Below are 17,165 nucleotides of genomic sequence, written 5' to 3' on the forward strand. Positions count from 1 at the left end.
ATCTCCACCCCGCCTGCCGCTGCACCCAGATTGTTGTCTGCCCCGACCGAAAGCGTGCCAGCCGTGATCGCCGTCCCGCCAGAATAGCTGTTGGTGCCAGTCAACACGGTCGTGCCGCTGCCCATCTGCGACAGCGAACCTGTGCCCGAGACGACGCCGTGAAAAGTCAAGCTGTTGGAGCGGTTGAAGGCAAGGACCCCGTCATTGGCCACATCGCCCACAATGCTGCCCGTTGTTCCGCCATTACCGATCTGCAGAGTACCAGCCGTGATCGCCGTCCCGCCCGAATAGCTATTGGTGCCGGTTAGCGTCAGGACGCCAGCGCCCGTCTTGGTCAGCTCGCCAGTGCCCGAAACAACACCGCTAAAGCTTCCATGGTGGCCATTTGTGTCAATCGTCGCCATACCGTCAAGCTGGATAGCACGTCCGGAGCTGACATCACCAGCAAACTGCAGATGTCCGAGATTTCTATTTGTGAACTTAATTGCGCCGTTCGCAGCACCCAGATTATCATCCCGACTGATGACGATCTGGCCGTCATCGATAATCGTTCCACCAGTATAGGTATTGGTAGCAGATAGCGTCAGCGAGCCGCCGCCTGTCTTCGTTAGCGAGCCGGAGCCGCTGACCACACCTGAGAACGTGTTAAGCTGCGAGCTGCCGCCGCCGACATTCTTCGTGTCGAGGGTCCCATTTTGGGTCAGGGTGATAGACCGTGCACTGGTGACATTTTCTGTCATCTGCAGAATACCGGTTCCGTTACCGCCGAAAACGAGCCCCCCCGCCGAAGCGCCCAAGTTCTCATCCTTGCTGATAACGACCCTGCCATCGGTTATCTCGGTACCGTTTGCATAGGTGTTCGTGCCAGTCAATGTCAGCGTACCTGCACCCGTCTTGGTCAGCTTTCCCGTACCCGACACAATGCCCGAAAGCGTGTTATCTTGCGCATTTTCGATGGTGCTGGTTACATCCGACAGCGTTATGGCGCGGCCCGAATTGAAGGCCGCATTCAACTGCAATGTACCTGCGCCAATATCCACCCCGCTTGCCGCTGCACCCAGATTATTGTCGGCGCCGACCGAAAGCGTGCCCGCCGTGATCGCCGTCCCGCCAGAATAGGTGTTGGTGCCGGTTAGCGTCAGGACGCCAGCACCCGTCTTGGTCAGTTTGCCGCCACCCGATAGAACACCGCTAGCAGTTGCATCGAAATTATTTGTATCAATACGGCCCCCGCCAGTACCGAGAGTAATGCTGCGTGCAGTGTTAAAAGCAGCTCCCCACTGGAGCGTGCCATTATCCAGAGTGACGATTCCGCTTGAATGCCCAAGACCCTTGTCGGCGATAATATTGACTGTTCCGCCGCCACTGACTTGTGTTCCACCGAGGTAACTATTCGTACCATGGAGGTTGAGCAGCCCACCGCCGCTCATCTTGACACCGCCATCAAGGCCGTCGCCTGCAGGGTCGGAATTGGTGGCATCATTGGGATCTCGATAACCATCACTGGCGATGTCGTCCGATATGGTGACCGTCTCGCCTGCCCCGGCAGTCACCTGAAGACCGGTTTTGCCATTCAGGAAAATACCGGCACCCAGACCAAGGCCAGAATCGGCATCACCGCCGCCACCATTTCCTCCAGTTGCCTGTCCACCGGAAATGCCGCCGTTGCCAGAGAATATTATCTGACCCCCGTCTTCAACGAAAAGACCGCCGCCAAAGCCTGCCCCGCCGCCGCCGTCACCTTTAAGACCTGAATCACCACCACCGAATCCAGCCGCTGGATAGTGCGGCGAAGGAGAAGAGCTACCTTTCTCATATGCTCCACCAGCCCCTCCGCCAAAACCTCCATCACCACCGGACGTCCATACCCCTCCACTGCTAGCAAAATTTGCACCGCCGCCGCCGCCGCCGCCAAAACCTCCATCTCCGCCACGCGGGGTACTTTGTGCTGGCTTTGAACCTCCAGATTCGCCGCCGCCGCCGCCGCCGCCATACCCACCTTTACCACCGACAACGGTGCCTGAGGTGCCTGGGGTGCCGCCATCGCCGCCTTTATAGTTTCCCGATCCTCCCCCGGTTGTGCTGGTAGTGCTCGCGTCAGCACCCAAACCGCCACCACCACCGCCAGTAGATTGAATGTCTGCACCGGCACCACCATTCATGCCACCACCGCCGCCGCCGTTAAAACTACTCCCCCCACTTCCTCCCTTACCGCCCGTGGCCTTGTTCTGATCAAGACTGACATTTTCGACCGTGACGTTAGCGCCCTTTCCAACGAATATGGCACCACCAGCGCCCATACCGCCGCCGCCGCCATATCCCCCGCCACCGCCAGCACCACCGCTCGCATGACCATTTTTAAGGGTGACATTCTGGATCGTCACATTGATCGGATTGTTAGGGTCTGGAGTATCTGGGCGAATGAAGAAGATTTCCCGCTGATCGCTGCCGTCGATCGTCAAGCCCGGGGTAGCGCTTCCATCGATTGTCACGCTTCCGGAAATTCGCGGCGTCTGCTTGTCCGTACCGGTCATCGTTAGGGTCGGGGATGTGCCGGTGAATGCTGCGGGATCAAAACCGATCACCGAAGGTGTTCCCGCCCGATTAGCTTGGTCGATTGCCCAACTCAGTGTGCCAGCCGCGTTCTTGTCGCCGGCATCCGTCGTCGACGTGACGCAAAAGCTAACCCCCCCCGAGCAAGCCGCGAGCGCATTGGTAGATACGGTAGAAAGCAAGATCGCGCTGTATAAAACTACCGTGACGGGACGAAGAGGGTGTCTATACAATATTATTGATTTACCGAATGCATTAAATAAGTGATTTATATTCGATATCGGCATGCCACCCTCTAGATTAAACCATCATCGAAAAGACATAATCATCGATAGTAGTTTATATAAAGTTTACAGTCAATCTATTATTAGTACAAATAATTTACACCATAATACAACAAAAGTAGTGATCACTTAATAAGTGGCAATTAATAATTATATCTCTAAATTCTTCACAGACCTCTATATTAATGACAACCATTTCTTTCAACACGACTCGACCTCTAGCGAATTGTGTCGACTATCCAACCCGTTGATCAACGTATAAATCAGCCAACAAACCCAAACGGCACGGCGTTCAGAAACGCCTCGATGGCTTCCGCATCATTAGCCGAACGGTACTGGCTGCGCCCAATATTATGCAACCACGCATGCTCGGAAAGTCCGGCATGATCGCATTCGAGCACAGCCCACCCAAGTGATAGACTGAGGAGAGGCAATGCTCATCAGACACGCATCTGCAATACCGAGGTCACCCTATCTTGTTCAGAACGGAAATTGGCCTCGGTGAGTTGGCGCCATTTTGGAAAGCTTTGCCGCATCGCTAGAAGCGCCTTGATGAGCAACTCCTCGTCCTCATCCGTGTGCAACGGTGTTGGCGTAATCCGCAGCCGTTCGGTGCCGCGTGGCACAGTCGGATAGTTAACCGGCTGGATGTAGATCCCATACTCTGTCATCAGGCAATCGGTAATAGCCTTGGCCAGGGAAGCATCGCCAATCATCACCGGCAAAATATGGCTGGGGCTCGGCAAAACCGGAATGCCGTTAGCCAGCATCTTTGCCTTGAGCGATGCCGCGCGTAGGGCGAGGGTTCGACGGACTGAACTATCTTCCTTCAGGTGATGCAAGGCCGCGCGAATGCCTGCTACCACCGAAGGCGGCAGCGCGGTGCTAAAAATGAACCCTGCAGCATGGCTACGAATAAAATCGACAGCAACACTTGTCCCGGCAATATAGCCACCAATGGCACCAAAGCCTTTACTAAGCGTGCCCTGAAACAGGTCAACACGATCAAGAAGCCCGTCACGTTCGGCAATGCCGGCACCGCGAGCACCGTAAAGGCCCACTGCATGAACCTCGTCGACATAGGTGAAGGCGTTGTACTTGTCCGCGATGTCGCAGATTGCCTCGATCGGCGCGAAATCACCGTCCATGGAATAGCAGCTCTCAAAACAGATCAGCTTTGGTCGATATTTACAGACACTGGCGATCTGTCGTTCAAGATCGCGCCAGTCATTATGAGCAAAGATCATCTTGTCCGCGCCTGAACGGCGAATACCTTCGATCATCGATGCGTGGTTCAACGCATCCGAAAAAATCACGCAACCGGGCAGCAATCGGCCAAGTGACGAGAGCGCTGCATCATTGGCAACATAACCGGAAGTGAACAGCAGCGCAGATTCCTTGCCATGCAGGTCGGCCAACTCGTTTTCAAGCAGGACATGCTCATGGCTCGTCCCCGAAATATTACGTGTGCCACCGGCTCCCGCGCCGTATTGTACCAAGGCCTCGCAAGCTGCGCTGACAACATCGGGATGAACGCCCATCGCGAGATAATCATTAGAGCACCAGATGGTGATGCGCCTTCCGGCGCGATGATCATACGCCCGAATACCGCTTTGCGTCTCACGCTCCAGATCGGCAAAGACGCGATAGCGCCCTTCCCGGCGTAACTGCGCGAGATCTTCCGCAAAAAATTCTTGATAATTGAATTCACTCATCAGGCTTAGTCCTCGTATGTCGGCTTCAGCATATCGATCGAACTGCCGAACTGCATTTCATGTTCGCCTACGGATATTGTGTGTCGAAGCATCGCGAGCACGACCGCCGTGGCATTTCGCGTCGCATCGCCCAGATTGCGGCCGCGTGCGAGATTGGCGGTGAGCAGACCGGTAAAGAGATCGCCCGTCCCAACCGGCACGATAGGAAGCCGGGGCGATACCAGTCGTGTCCGTTTCTTTTCTTCAAAAACGATATTCTCAAGCGAACCATCCGGTGTGTCATGAAACACACAACTGGTGACGACCAACCGCGCACTTCTGGATACCTGCAACATTGCGATCTCGGCCTCGAGTTCTTCAAAGGACGCGGGTTTGGTTTGCGTGATCAGGCCTGCCTCGAATTGGTTAGGTGTCAACAGGTCAGCCAATGGTATGAGCCGGTCGAGCAGGCATTCGACCACTTGGTCCGCGACAAACACTCCGAGATTGATGTCGCCCATAACGGGATCGCAGATATAGACGATATCGGGATTGAGCTTCTTAGCTCGTTCAACGAAGGTCGCCACCACCTCGCCATTGGCACGCGATCCGAGATATCCGGACACGATAAAGCGGCTTCTCTCGATCAATCCGCGCTCTTCAACACCGCGCAGCAGGTCCCCGACAAGCTCCGGTTCCAACACGCGACCACGCAATGTCTGGTAGCCGGGGTGATTAGACAGCAAGGTCGTCGGCACAGCGGCCACATTCAGCCCGCGTAACTGCATGGGCAGAACAGCGGAACTGTTGCCGACATGTCCATGCACTACCTGGCTCTGGATTGAGATGATGGAGGTTTGCGTAGCCATCAGTCGCCCTCACCTCTACCGGCAGTCGCGGGAATGACGCTCTCAGCAGTTTCTCGGCGCGACAGGCGACCGTTCAGCACTATATAGGCGATCATCCCGATCACCAGCCCCCAGAAAGCGCCGCCAATTCCGAGCATATTTATGTTTGCAGCCGATGCGAGAAATGTGATCAGCGCGGCTTCGCGTGAAGCAGGTTCCGCCATGGCGCCCGCCAGACTGCTGCCTATCGTACCGAGGAGCGCCAGACCAGCCAAGGTAGTGATAAAAGTCGTCGGGAATGCCATGAAAACAGCCGCGAGCGTTACGCCAAACACGCCGATCAGCACATAGAATGTGCCCGCTGCAACACCGGCGATCCAGCGCTTGGACGGATCTTCATGTGCCTCTCGACCCGTGGCGATTGCCGCCGTGATCGCCGCGACATTGAAAGCGTGGGAACCGAATGGCGCCATTAGGAGCGATCCGAGACCGGTTACGGTCACAATCGGGTTGGCACTGGTCTTGAAACCATCATTGCGCAGCACGAGCATGCCAGGCATGTACTGGCCGGTCAGCGTGATGAGGAACAAGGGCAGTGCGATGCTCAGAATTGCGTTCATCGAAAACTCTGGCATGGTGAAGATCGGCGTGGCAAGTTTTAGCTGCAGCCCGGACAGATCGACGCGATCCTGCATTAGCAGGAAGGCGAGGCCGATTACCAAAATGCCGACTACAGCGTAACGTGCGGAGAAGCGCTTCAGCACGACATAGGCCACGATCAAAAGGCCGACCAGCACCGGATCGACGCTCGCGCCGCCAAAGGCACCGATACCAAACTGCAGCAATATGCCCGCAAGCAAACCCGAGGCGATGCCAGGCGGAATCAATCTGATGACCCTCTCAAAATAGCCTGACAGTCCAAGCAGAACGAAGGCCGCGGCCGAGATAATATAGGCGCCTATCGCCTCGGCATAAGGCGTGGTGGCAAGTGCGGTCACGAGGAACGCCGCCGCCGGTGTGGACCATGCCGTAATAATCGGTTCGCGATAACGCCAGCTCAAGACGAGACCAGTCACACCGACCCCGATTGAGACCGACCATACCCAGGAGGCCGTGAGTTCCGGACTGAGGCCGGCGACACGCGCCGCCTGAAACACGAGAATGAACGTACCGCCGTAGTTGACGATAACGGAAATCAGACCTGCAATAATGGGATGGGTCAGGTCATTCCACCCAAGAGATGATGTTGGACTAGACGACATGATGCCAAAGATTCTCCTGAAAGCTGGGGCATGACCAAAGTGTCGCCTTGACATTTAGCGCAATAATGGACTGATAGTTCCGGCCATTTATCATTTTGGATTCAGACCATTTGTTTAGGCATTCACAACTAGAATCCGTAAAGGCCTGGCTTACCCATCCCGCACATGCGGCGATGCCGCTTCATGCGCGGATACAAAGGGCTGTCCGCCAGTTGATCCTTGACGGCGCACTCGGCCCTGGCAAACCGCTACCGGCATCCCGAGCGCTTTCCAAATCTCTGGGTGTATCGCGTGATACCGTGGAAGCCGCCTATGCACAGCTTCACGCTGAAGGCTTTATCGAGCGACGTGTTGGCAGCGGCAGCTTCGTGGCCGAAATGACGGAATTCACAACCGGCCGCAGTCGCTCAAAGCGGGATGCCCTGTTGCGTAATCAGGCGCCGAATCTCAGCAAGCGCGGCAGCGCCATGTTCCGTAGCGGCGGTGTGCGGGAATTGCTTGCGCCGCGACCATTCGCGCATGGTGTGCCGGAAACCCGCACATTTCCGCTTCAGCTATGGGAACGACTGGAACGGCAGGTACTAAAGGAAGCAGGGACGTCTGCCCTTTTGCCCAGCGACCCGCAAGGTGTGGAGCCGCTTCGGCGCGCGATCGCCGATTACGTAAACCTTGAACGCGGCGCGCGCGCCACGGCCGACCGTGTGCTGGTCCTTACCAGTTCGCAACAGGCAATGGCGTTATGCGCGAACATGCTGTTCGACCCCGGCGATCGGATATTCATCGAGGACCCCTACTATTACGGCGCGCGCAAGGCGTTTGAAGCTGGAGGGCTCGAATGCGTACCCGTCCGCCTGGACCGCCAGGGCATATTGGTCGAACAGATCATGGATGATCCACGCAAGGCCAAAGGTGTTTTCCTGACACCCTCCCATCAGTTTCCAACTGGCGCGACGTTGGCGCTTGACCGCCGTCTGGCACTGATCGAATGGGCCGCCCGACATCAGGCGTGGATCATCGAAGATGACTATGACAGTGAGTTCCATTATATTGGCAAGCCCACAGCCTGCGTACAGGGGCTCGATCCGCATGAGCGGACCATCTACATCGGCACCTTTACCAAATCGCTCTTTCCTGGCCTGCGGATCGGCTATGTCGTTCTACCGCCACAACTTGTGAAGCCGATGACCGTCGCGCGTACCCTTCTCGACGGACATACCGCCTCCATCGCGCAATTGACGCTGGCCCGTTTCATGGAGGCCGGGCATTTCGGCGCGCACATCCGTACTATGCGCGGTATCTATGCCGATCGGCTTGATATACTGGTGACCTTGGTCCGGGAGCACCTGTCGGATTTCGTTGAGCCGCGTGTTCCCGTCGGCGGACTGCAAATGCCATGCGTGCTGACTTCCGATTTGTCGGAACCCGCTGTGATCGACGCGGCGCGGCGTGTCGGGATAGACCTTTTTGGGTTGTCGGGGCTTCATGCGACCGACAATTCCAAAGCCGGGTTTCTGATGGGCTTTGCCGCCTATTCGCCGTCGGAGATCGCAATCGCGGTCGAGAAACTCGCGAATACGCTGAAGGCTGTGGCCCTCATCTCGAACAGATTCTAGTACTATGCCGACTGTCTTGCCTAGCTGATCGACTTCCGGGAGATACGTAGCACGACCGCGACGGCAGCCAGTATGCTTGCCCTAATTGAGCCGTACGGCAGCATTTCCCCACGAGCCTATTCGGCCTCCCCCCTGCAGACGTTGCCATCAATGCCGTCGATCTCGAGCCGCGACTTGGTAAAGTTGTAATTGATTGCTTGAGCTCGAAAAATGGTCTGAAGTCACATCAAAAAGTGGAAGGGATTATCAGGCCATAAGCATGCTAGGTGCTGACAAATATCGCCGCCGGATACCAGCGCAGTGGACAATCAACTATGTCGACACTTTGAAGGAGATCAACGATGGATTCATCGATCATGCCGCACGTAATTCAGAAGAAAGCGGGCGCAGGCGTGAGCGCTGTTAGTCTGTCTACAGCCGATGACGCGATCGCTGTTGCCATTGCTAACGAAAAAACCCGTCAGCACGAATCCATCGAACTGATCGCATCTGAGAACTTCGTCAGCCAGGCAATCCTTGACGCGCAAGGGTCTGTACTCACCAACAAATATGCCGAGGGCTATCCCCACCGTCGTTACTATGGCGGCTGCGCCAATGTGGACGTCGTCGAGGATCTGGCCATCGAGCGGGTAAACAAAATCTTCGGTAGCGTCTATGCCAACGTCCAGCCGCATTCAGGCAGCCAGGCCAATCAGTCGGTTTTTCTCGCGCTGCTCAACCCCGGTGACACGATCCTTGGTCTTGATCTCAAGGCGGGCGGGCATCTCACCCATGGTGCACCGGTCAACATGTCCGGCCGATGGTTCAATGTTGTCAGCTATGGCGTGGACCCGGAAACCCAGCTCATCGATATGGATCAGGTCGCCCGGCTTGCGTGGAAACATCGTCCGAGACTTCTGATCGCTGGTGGCTCGGCCTATCCGCGCACGATGGATTTTGCGCGATTTCGGCAGATCGCCGACGAGGTAAACGCGACGTTTCTGGTCGATATGGCGCATTTCGCCGGCCTCGTCGCAGGTGGCGCTTATCCGTCGCCCGTACCTTTTGCCGACATTGTCACCTCGACCACACACAAGACCCTGCGCGGGCCACGCGGCGGCTTCGTTCTAACCAACAATTCGGAGATTGCGAAGAAGATCAACTCGGCGACCTTCCCTGGTCTTCAAGGTGGACCGTTGATGCATGTCATTGCGGCCAAGGCGGTGGCTTTCGGCGAAGCTCTGGAACCGTCCTTCAAGACCTATGCACACAATGTCGTCGAAAACTGCCGTGTGCTCGCCCAATCGCTTATCGATGGTGGACTGAAGATCACAACCAATGGCACAGATTGTCATCTGGCCGTGGTCGATCTTCGCCCCTTCGGTGTGACCGGTGATATTGCCGAGAAAGCCCTTGAATTGGTCGGCATCACGCTGAACAAAAACTCGATCCCGAACGATCCGGAAAAGCCGATGGTGACTTCTGGCATCCGTGTCGGCAGCGCTGCTGGAACATCCCGTGGCTTCGGCGCCGGCGAGTATCGTGACATCGCCACACTCATTCTCGACACTCTTCACGCGGTTCGTGGCGGAACGCTCGATACCGATCAGCAACGCATCAATGAGCGCGTACGTCAGCTCGTTGTGCGCTTTCCGCTCCCCTATTGATCGAGCAAGGAGGATCGGTTCCGACATGAAAACACCTTTGGGGATTGAGCTTTCAGCCGAAGATATCGCCCGGTTTGGCGACCAACCAGCCGCAACTTTTGCGCAAAACATGATCGCCGTTCTGGAGCGGATCGCAGCCGCCTGCCATCGCTGTGGACGACATCGCAATGATGTTCGCCTCCTGCCCGTCACCAAAACGGTCCCGGCAAATGTGCTGCGCCATGCCTATGCCGCTGGCATCACTGATTTCGGAGAAAACAAGCTCCAGGAAGCGCGTGACAAACTTGCTGTACTTGGCGAGCTGCCCATTCGCTGGAGTATTATCGGTCATCTCCAGACGAACAAGGTAAAGTATCTCGTCCGCTTCGCCTCAGAGTTTCATGCACTGGACAGCCATCGACTGGCGGAGGAGCTGAACCGCCGCCTCGATATTCTGGACCGCGATTTGGACGTATTCGTGCAAGTGAACACCTCAGGCGAGGAGAGCAAATACGGACTGCATCCCGACGATCTCATGTCCTTTGCCGAACGTCTGCTCGACTACCCCCGGCTGAAGCCGAAAGGATTGATGACACTTGCTATTTTCAGTGCGGATACTGAGCGCGTAAGAACCTGTTTCCAGCTGCTACGTGACCTGAGAGATCGTGCCATCACAATCAACCCCGGCCTGACGCAACTGTCCATGGGTATGACCGGAGACTTCGAGATCGCGATCGAGGAAGGCGCAGATGTCGTCCGGGTCGGTCAGGCCATCTTTGGCCCTCGACCGGGGGCAGATGCCCTCTATTGGCCTGGCCTCATTCCAAATACTTGAGAACAAGAAGAAAACCCAAAATGACAATCCCCTTCATTGATATTCAGGCTCAACGCAATCTCATAGGCGACGCAATCGACTTAGCGATCCTCAAAGTCACCCGGAGTGGTCAGTTCGTGATGGGACCGGAGGTCTATGAATTCGAGGCCAAACTTGCCGCCTTCGGTAATGCGGGACATGCTTTGTCCTGCTCGAACGGCACCGATTCCCTGATGTTCCTTCTTATGGCATGGGGTGTCGGGCCTGGCGATGCCGTCTTTTGCCCGTCATTCACCTTCGCCGCGACAGCCGAGGTCGTGGCACGGGTCGGCGCAACTCCTGTATTCGTAGACATCGACCCGGACACATACAATATGGACGCAGTGCATCTCAATGCTACCATCGAGATGACGAAGCGAGAGGGGCGGCTGACACCACGCGTTGTCATTGCCGTCGATCTATTCGGACAACCCGCCAATTATCCCGCCATCTCCACTGTCACCTATGCACACGAGTTGAAGCTTCTCGCTGATACCGCGCAAGGCTTTGGCTGTCGGCTGCACAATAAGCACCCTCTCCACTGGGCCGACGCCTCAAGCCTGTCGTTCTTTCCGGCGAAGCCGCTCGGTGCCTATGGCGATGGTGGCGCGGTTCTGACTGATGATGATGAGCTCCATAACATGCTTAGCTCAATCCGCGTTCATGGCCAGGCCACGTCGCGCGACGCGATGGCTCGTGGGTTCGAGCATGATCCGAAATATCTCAATGTCCGTCTCGGCTCTACCGGCCGCCTTGATACGATCCAGGCCGCTGTCCTGATTGAGAAGCTTACGATCTTTGAAGACGAGATTGCCCGCCGTAACCGCATCGCCAACCGTTACAGCGAAAAATTGGCACCCGACGTCGCGCGCGTGCCGCAGGTCATCGACGGAGGCGTCCCGGTGTGGGCCCAGTACACAATCGAGCACGAAGATCGCGATGGGCTCGCTGCCCATCTGAAATCTCTAGGCATTCCAACTGCCGTTTATTACCCGATCCCCGTACATCAGCAACCCGCCTATAACCATTATCCCGTGGGCCCGGGCGGGCTGGCCGTGACGGAAAGCAAGGCTAGGCGCGTCATCAGCCTGCCCATGAGCGCTTACCTGGATGAAGCCATCCAAGACATGATCATCGATGGCGTAAGGTCTTATGGCCGAGCAAGGCGACGCGGCAATCCCCGTCAGGCGCCAGACGGCCCCGTTTCGTGATGCTATTCTGTTCGGGACGCCGCTGCTCGTGCTTGCTCTTCAACATGCTGTATCTGTGGCAGAAATCGCGGTTTACGGGTTCTGGGGTGACGCCCACTGGGCATGGGCACCGGTCGCTGATCCCATGGTCTATGGTATTCCTGATTGTCGCCTCGCTTAGCATCATGAACTGCTCGCCATCGGCCCTCTCGTGGCAGGGCTGCACTTTAAATCTCGTTCATGATCGCAGAGCGGATGCCGTACTCATGCGCAGCGTCATCAACGCAGGAACCAATGAAACCACTGCTGCAACAGCAATAAAGCCACTAACAAGCCAGACATCGCTCATAGCAAATTCCACCGGCATCCTGACGGCAGTAGTTGCTGTGAGCCATGATGTGATGGCTTGCGCAACCGCATAGCCGATAGCCAGTCCAAGGAAGATTCCGAGCAGCAGCAGGAAAAACAACTCGCCCCAGACAATCGCCATGATGGAGCGAACCGGCGCACCAAGCGCCCGCAGCGCACCGACCTGACGTTTGCGCGCGCCGATATGCATGACCGCAACCAACAACAAGGCGAAGACCACAATCACCTGCGTACCGATGGCGATACCAAGCAGCAGGCTGCGAGCATCACCCAATGTTGAATAGAGCCTCGTGAGAACCTCCGCCGGAAAGATCGCCAATGTGCGATCAGATCGATATTCCTGCCGCAGACGATAGGCATCCGCAATGGTCTTCGGCTTTACAAGAATGGCCGGAACACCGGGACTATCGGCATCGAAAGCCTCATCAAGCGGCGCATTGACGTCGATTTCGGGGTCATGGTCATGGGGCTTTTCAGCATGGTCGTCATGCGCGTGCACTTCGTGAGCTTCCATGCCATGCAACTGCCAGACGGTGCGAATGGGAACCAGAATGGACCGATCCCATGCAGTGCCGGTCGGAGCCATTTTGCCAGCTACATGATAGCTGACCTCGGTATGTGCATGTCCGCCGGTTTCAACAGTGCCGTGCATTGGATTGACTTTGGCACCGACAGGTAGATCGACTGCCGAACCGATAACTGCCTCGCCCAGACGCGCGAACATCGTGTCTTCGGCGAGTTGTGGTGACAGGGCGGAAATAAGCTCGGTTGTCGTGCCCACAATGGGAAAGCCCATCGCGCTGTCGCCAAAGCCGATGGGAGCCGCGAAAGCCACGCGCTTGTCATTGGCAAGTTTTCCCAGCATAACACCCGACATCAACGGTAAAGGCGATGGCTGCAAAAAGACAGACGAAAGTGTGAGTTGCGTGTCACTTCCTGCAGCACCGATCACGAGGTCAAACTTGTCAGATGCTCGCGCCGTGCCAAGCCGTACAGCTCGTTCCTGCAAGGTTACGACCGAACTTAATGCAACCGACAAAGCCAACAGAACGATGATGGCGACGGCACCGCTCCAGAAACGGCGCAGATCGGCAAGAATGAATACGATCATGACAATTCCATCTCCGCGCTGTCGCTTGCAATTTTTCCGCCTTCAAGGCGAATGCGGCGCTGCAAATATTGCATCAGCTGCGGATCATGCGTGACGACAACCAATGTCGCCTTTTCTTCGGTCGCAAGCCGCACCAGAAGCTCGGCAACATCGGCACCGGTTTTCTGATCAAGACTTGCAGTCGGCTCATCGGCCACGATCACGCCAGGCTTAGAAAGAAGCGCACGCGCGATAGCAACGCGCTGCATCTCACCGCGCGACAGCGTTTCAATATGTTGCTCGGGACGGATTATTCCGACTGTTTGAAGCAATTGAAGAGCGCGTGCGCGATCATCACTCTTCACCCCAAAACTCAATTTGAGCGGCAATAGCACATTGGACAGTGCGGAGAGGCCGGGAAACAAGTGAAAATCCTGCATCACCAGACCGATGTTGCGCGCACGAAACGCATCGCGCCTGAAAGAAGACAGGCTGCTGATTGCCGTTTCGCCCCACACTACTTTGCCGGCTTTCACAGGTTCGAGACCCGTTATGGCGTTGACCAGCGTACTTTTCCCCGAGCCGGAGGCACCGGTAATTGCCAGATGGCCACCAGCAGCCAGATTAAACTTTTCAATGGAAAGCACAGGGAGAGCCAACCCCGGAAAGCGCACTTCCAGATTGGCAATATCGAGCGGCAGGCCCGATGGCTTGGCAAGCATCATCATCAGACGGTTTTGAAAGAAGCATCACGCAGACGAAGCTGACTAACGAAGCCCGTTTCAGGGTCTGTCCATGAACCGTATTCCAGCGTCCCGCGCGTCAGAATTGGTGCGTTGAACTGCACGAATGTCTGTCTGGATGCCAGATAAACGACCATGATATTGTCGGGCCAGTCAGAATCCGACGAGCAGAACGGACAGATCGACATCGGAATTTCAGTCAGAACAAAGAAATTGGCTTCAGCCTTGAGCGGCGGTGCCATGAACCCGCTGATTGCCACTTCCTTGCCGGAAGCTTTTTTGACCTGATCGGAAAACTCCAGACCCAGCACGCCGAAACTTTTATACAGGTTGTCAAAGCCAAGTTGCTCTGCGGCTTGTGCCCTGTTTGCAATGCACATCAAAGGCGCAGTTGCCAATGCACCAAGCATGAGTTGCCTGCGATTGAAATGCGGTCCTGTGCGCATCTTGTCCTCCTGAAGAGAAGTGGACAGGCGGAAAACCCGCCTGCCCTTAATCAAACGAAGATTACTCAGACTTTGCCTTGCCGAGCGCAAAAGTGTCAGCAAGCACACGGTAAACATCGCTCTGTTCCATATAGCCGCGCAGACCCTCGGAACCTGGACCCGTTGCCTGAAGAACAACGTCATCGACCGCGTGAACGCCGGTGTCATCTTCCTTAGGGATGTTGCCCTGAACGAAGACTGCGCCCGGAACATCCTTGTAAGCCTCATTGGCTACATATTCGCCCTTCTGGTTCTTAACGGCTGGCACGAAGGCGCCATCCATCTTTGGACGGAAGGTTTCGTAATGATCCGGGCCGTTATTGGCGGCGAGGAACAGACGACGCGAAACATCGATGCGATCCGGATAACCGTCGCCATTGGTGTCTTCGTAATTCGGGAATCCGGCGGCATCGTAAGTGCCAACCTTTTCGCGCATTTCATCGCCCGGCTTTTCATCATCGACTGTACCAATGATGGCAACGCCATGGGTATGATCACCGGTGATGATAATCATCGTGTCCGGGTTCTTTTCGGCAAATTCACGGGCAACGCCAACAGCCTTGTCGAACTCGATGGTTTCGACCAGCGCGCGATCCCAATCAAGCGGATGGCTCATCTTATCAACCGATGCGCCTTCAACCATCAGGAAGAAGCCTTCCGGATTCTTGGAGAGCTTTTCGAGAGCGGTCTTGGTCATTTCCACCAGACCCGGCTGGTTCGGGAACTTGTCAACCGTGCCTTTCTTGAGGAACTCACGATCAAGCGTCACGTCGAGGTTGCCGGTATGGAAAAGACCGAGCAGCTTGTCCTGATTGGACTCACCCGATGCAGCAAGCTCGTCCTTGCTCGTGACCAGCGCGTATCCGGCATCCTTGAACAGCTGAATATAATCCTTGTCATCCTTGCGCTTGGAACCCGGAACATCCTTGGCGAGGAAGTAAGCAGAACCACCGCCAAGAATAACGTCAGGCTTCACGTCATACATCATGCCGACAATATCGACCTTGTCGGAACGCTTGCGCGTATGGGCGACCAGCGCCGCAGGTGTCGCGTCCTGAAGTTCGGATGTCGTAACAATGCCGATGGACTTCTTGGTTTCACGGCGCATTGCTTCTGCAATGGTTTCGACTTTCGGGTCGTCCTGGCTGTCAGGTGTACGGTCGGCATAAACGCCAAGTGCATTCACGCGTGACTTATGGCCCGTCATGTAAGCCGACATGGTATTGGCACTGTCGGTCGCAATCGAATGGGTCGACGAAGTGCCGATGAAGGCAACAGGGGGAATATCATCCATGTTGAGGCGGCCATTGGCCTTACCCTCAGTCAAGCCCTTCGACATGATGCGCGCGCCGGTTCGGTGCGCGACCGACAGACCATCAGCAATCAGAAAGATGATGTTCTTGGCTTTGGCTTCATTGCCGGTCGCATAGACACCCCAATTGACAGACTTGGTTTCGTCGCCAGCAGAAACTTCAACCTTGTAATCGCCGGCCTTGCCGATTTTCAGTCCGCGCAAAATGAGAGCTGAGCCCAGAACCTCGTCTTCTGCGCCCTTTTCTTCAGCGGTAAACTCGGCTTTGCTGCCAAATACAGCTTCATAGTCCTGGCCATTGACGGTAACTTTCACGTCCTTTGGCTCGACGACCTTATCGAACTCAACCTTGAAATCGAAAGGCGAGTTGACAAGGATTGTCGCCCGGTCAATCGGATAGACGGTTGCAGCACCAGCCGCAGTCGTCAGCATGGTTGCTGAGGCGAGAGCAAGAAGCAGTTTGCGCATATCAGAAATCCCCACTGTGTAATGCGTGTTGGGGGTCAGATAAGAAAGCTAGATGACACTGGTATAACAGCCAGTCGATTTATTCATTAAACTTCATTTGCCGACTAGCGCATTGATTAACGATATAGCGCGCGTCATCACAAAGCTTAGATCGAGTGTTCAGCTTTCGCCTGCAAAAGAGCCTTGAGCTTCAAAAACGCCATTTCGATCAGATTGAAATCGGGGCTGTAAGGTGAAAAATAATGCAGTTGAGCATCTGCCGCCTCGATTGCTTCTTTGAATCCATCTGCTCCTTCCCCCCTGGTGATGTATTAACCCAGCATAATACTGATGATCATAGCTTTCATCGATTGATACACATTCGTTGACGAACATTGAATATTGCAAACCAGCGCTAACAATCAGACGAGACGGTCGCCGCCCTCCATCGAGATCTGGTTGGCGATTGCGAAGCTGTCATTCAATTATTGTCCAGCATTCTTTCATAAAGCCGCCTCGACGACCTGCTCCCGCGGAACTTCAAGCCGTCAAGCTAAGACAGATGTCCCCTGCAGCGGCCGTTTACCCTTGAATTTTCCATTTATGCCCCCTTATCCAGAAAAAGGAGAGTTTCATAAAGGCATCAAAATTTCAGAGGCGCAGATTGCATTCGATTTGAAACATGTGACGATATTGTCGAATATCGTTGCCTGCTCGTTGCCGATTCATGAGTAACTGTTTGAATCGATCTTCGCGCCTGGGAACGTTTATATACGCTATTGAGCTTTGGTATTATA

General features: G+C 55.4%; 14 protein-coding genes. 5 read left to right on the plus strand and 9 right to left on the minus strand.

Annotated elements, in window-relative coordinates; genetic code table 11:
* From JNC70_RS19970 to JNC70_RS19985, 4 genes are all read right to left on the minus strand, one after another.
* A partial coding sequence (locus JNC70_RS19970) for an autotransporter-associated beta strand repeat-containing protein (protein ID WP_374788865.1) occupies window positions 1-2,585 on the minus strand: 2,585 nt, incomplete at its 3' end.
* Between the two features lie 692 nt (window positions 2,586-3,277).
* Complete coding sequence (gene hemA, locus JNC70_RS19975; RefSeq protein ID WP_104757288.1) at window positions 3,278-4,552, minus strand: 5-aminolevulinate synthase; 1,275 nt, start codon at window positions 4,550-4,552, stop codon at window positions 3,278-3,280.
* 5 nt (window positions 4,553-4,557) lie between these two features.
* On the minus strand, window positions 4,558-5,400 hold the full coding sequence (gene pdxY, locus JNC70_RS19980) for a pyridoxal kinase (RefSeq protein WP_104757289.1): 843 nt from the start codon (window positions 5,398-5,400) through the stop codon (window positions 4,558-4,560).
* The gene (locus tag JNC70_RS19985) at window positions 5,400-6,641 is read right to left on the minus strand and encodes a benzoate/H(+) symporter BenE family transporter (protein ID WP_104757290.1); all 1,242 of its coding nucleotides are present in this window, start codon (window positions 6,639-6,641) and stop codon (window positions 5,400-5,402) included. Before JNC70_RS19985 ends, pdxY begins: the two co-directional genes overlap by 1 nt.
* 110 nt (window positions 6,642-6,751) lie before the next feature.
* Here JNC70_RS19985 and pdxR point away from each other — a divergent pair, with 110 nt between their 5' ends.
* The 4 genes from pdxR to JNC70_RS20005 all read left to right on the plus strand — a co-directional run bounded on the left by pdxR (window position 6,752) and on the right by JNC70_RS20005 (window position 11,943).
* Window positions 6,752-8,254 (plus strand): MocR-like pyridoxine biosynthesis transcription factor PdxR, encoded by a 1,503-nt coding sequence (pdxR, locus tag JNC70_RS19990; RefSeq protein ID WP_104757291.1) that lies wholly within the window; start codon window positions 6,752-6,754, stop codon window positions 8,252-8,254.
* A 341-nt stretch (window positions 8,255-8,595) separates the two neighbouring features.
* Window positions 8,596-9,900 carry a serine hydroxymethyltransferase gene (gene glyA, locus JNC70_RS19995; protein WP_104757292.1) on the plus strand — a complete coding sequence of 435 codons (1,305 nt, stop codon included), beginning with the start codon at window positions 8,596-8,598 and terminating at the stop codon, window positions 9,898-9,900.
* A 25-nt stretch (window positions 9,901-9,925) separates the two neighbouring features.
* On the plus strand, window positions 9,926-10,714 hold the full coding sequence (locus JNC70_RS20000; protein WP_104757293.1) for a YggS family pyridoxal phosphate-dependent enzyme: 789 nt from the start codon (window positions 9,926-9,928) through the stop codon (window positions 10,712-10,714).
* 20 nt (window positions 10,715-10,734) lie between these two features.
* Window positions 10,735-11,943, plus strand: a complete 1,209-nt coding sequence (locus tag JNC70_RS20005) for a DegT/DnrJ/EryC1/StrS family aminotransferase (RefSeq protein WP_104757294.1) — start codon at window positions 10,735-10,737, stop codon at window positions 11,941-11,943.
* A gap of 217 nt (window positions 11,944-12,160) precedes the next feature.
* On the opposite strand, the gene JNC70_RS20010 is transcribed toward JNC70_RS20005, so the two are convergent.
* The 5 genes from JNC70_RS20010 to JNC70_RS20030 form a co-directional block, all read right to left on the minus strand.
* Entirely contained in the window at window positions 12,161-13,402 is a 1,242-nt protein-coding gene (locus JNC70_RS20010) for an ABC transporter permease (protein WP_374788866.1), read from the minus strand.
* A complete protein-coding gene (locus JNC70_RS20015) occupies window positions 13,399-14,109 on the minus strand; it encodes an ABC transporter ATP-binding protein (protein WP_104757296.1) in 711 nt (236 codons plus the stop codon). Before JNC70_RS20015 ends, JNC70_RS20010 begins: the two co-directional genes overlap by 4 nt.
* A complete protein-coding gene (locus tag JNC70_RS20020) occupies window positions 14,109-14,570 on the minus strand; it encodes a hypothetical protein (RefSeq protein ID WP_104757297.1) in 462 nt (153 codons plus the stop codon). The genes JNC70_RS20015 and JNC70_RS20020 overlap by 1 nt, the downstream gene beginning before the upstream one ends.
* A 61-nt stretch (window positions 14,571-14,631) precedes the next feature.
* Window positions 14,632-16,389 (minus strand): alkaline phosphatase, encoded by a 1,758-nt coding sequence (locus JNC70_RS20025; RefSeq protein ID WP_104757298.1) that lies wholly within the window; start codon window positions 16,387-16,389, stop codon window positions 14,632-14,634.
* Between the two features lie 146 nt (window positions 16,390-16,535).
* Window positions 16,536-16,697 (minus strand): transposase, encoded by a 162-nt coding sequence (locus tag JNC70_RS20030; protein WP_104757324.1) that lies wholly within the window; start codon window positions 16,695-16,697, stop codon window positions 16,536-16,538.
* 130 nt (window positions 16,698-16,827) lie between these two features.
* On the opposite strand from JNC70_RS20030, the gene JNC70_RS20035 reads away from it, so the two are divergent.
* On the plus strand, window positions 16,828-17,103 hold the full coding sequence (locus tag JNC70_RS20035; RefSeq protein WP_146097137.1) for a hypothetical protein: 276 nt from the start codon (window positions 16,828-16,830) through the stop codon (window positions 17,101-17,103).
* The last annotated feature ends 62 nt before the right edge of the window (window positions 17,104-17,165 follow it).

The sequence above is a fragment of the Brucella oryzae genome (assembly GCF_041929965.1).
Taxonomy (GTDB): domain Bacteria; phylum Pseudomonadota; class Alphaproteobacteria; order Rhizobiales; family Rhizobiaceae; genus Brucella; species Brucella oryzae.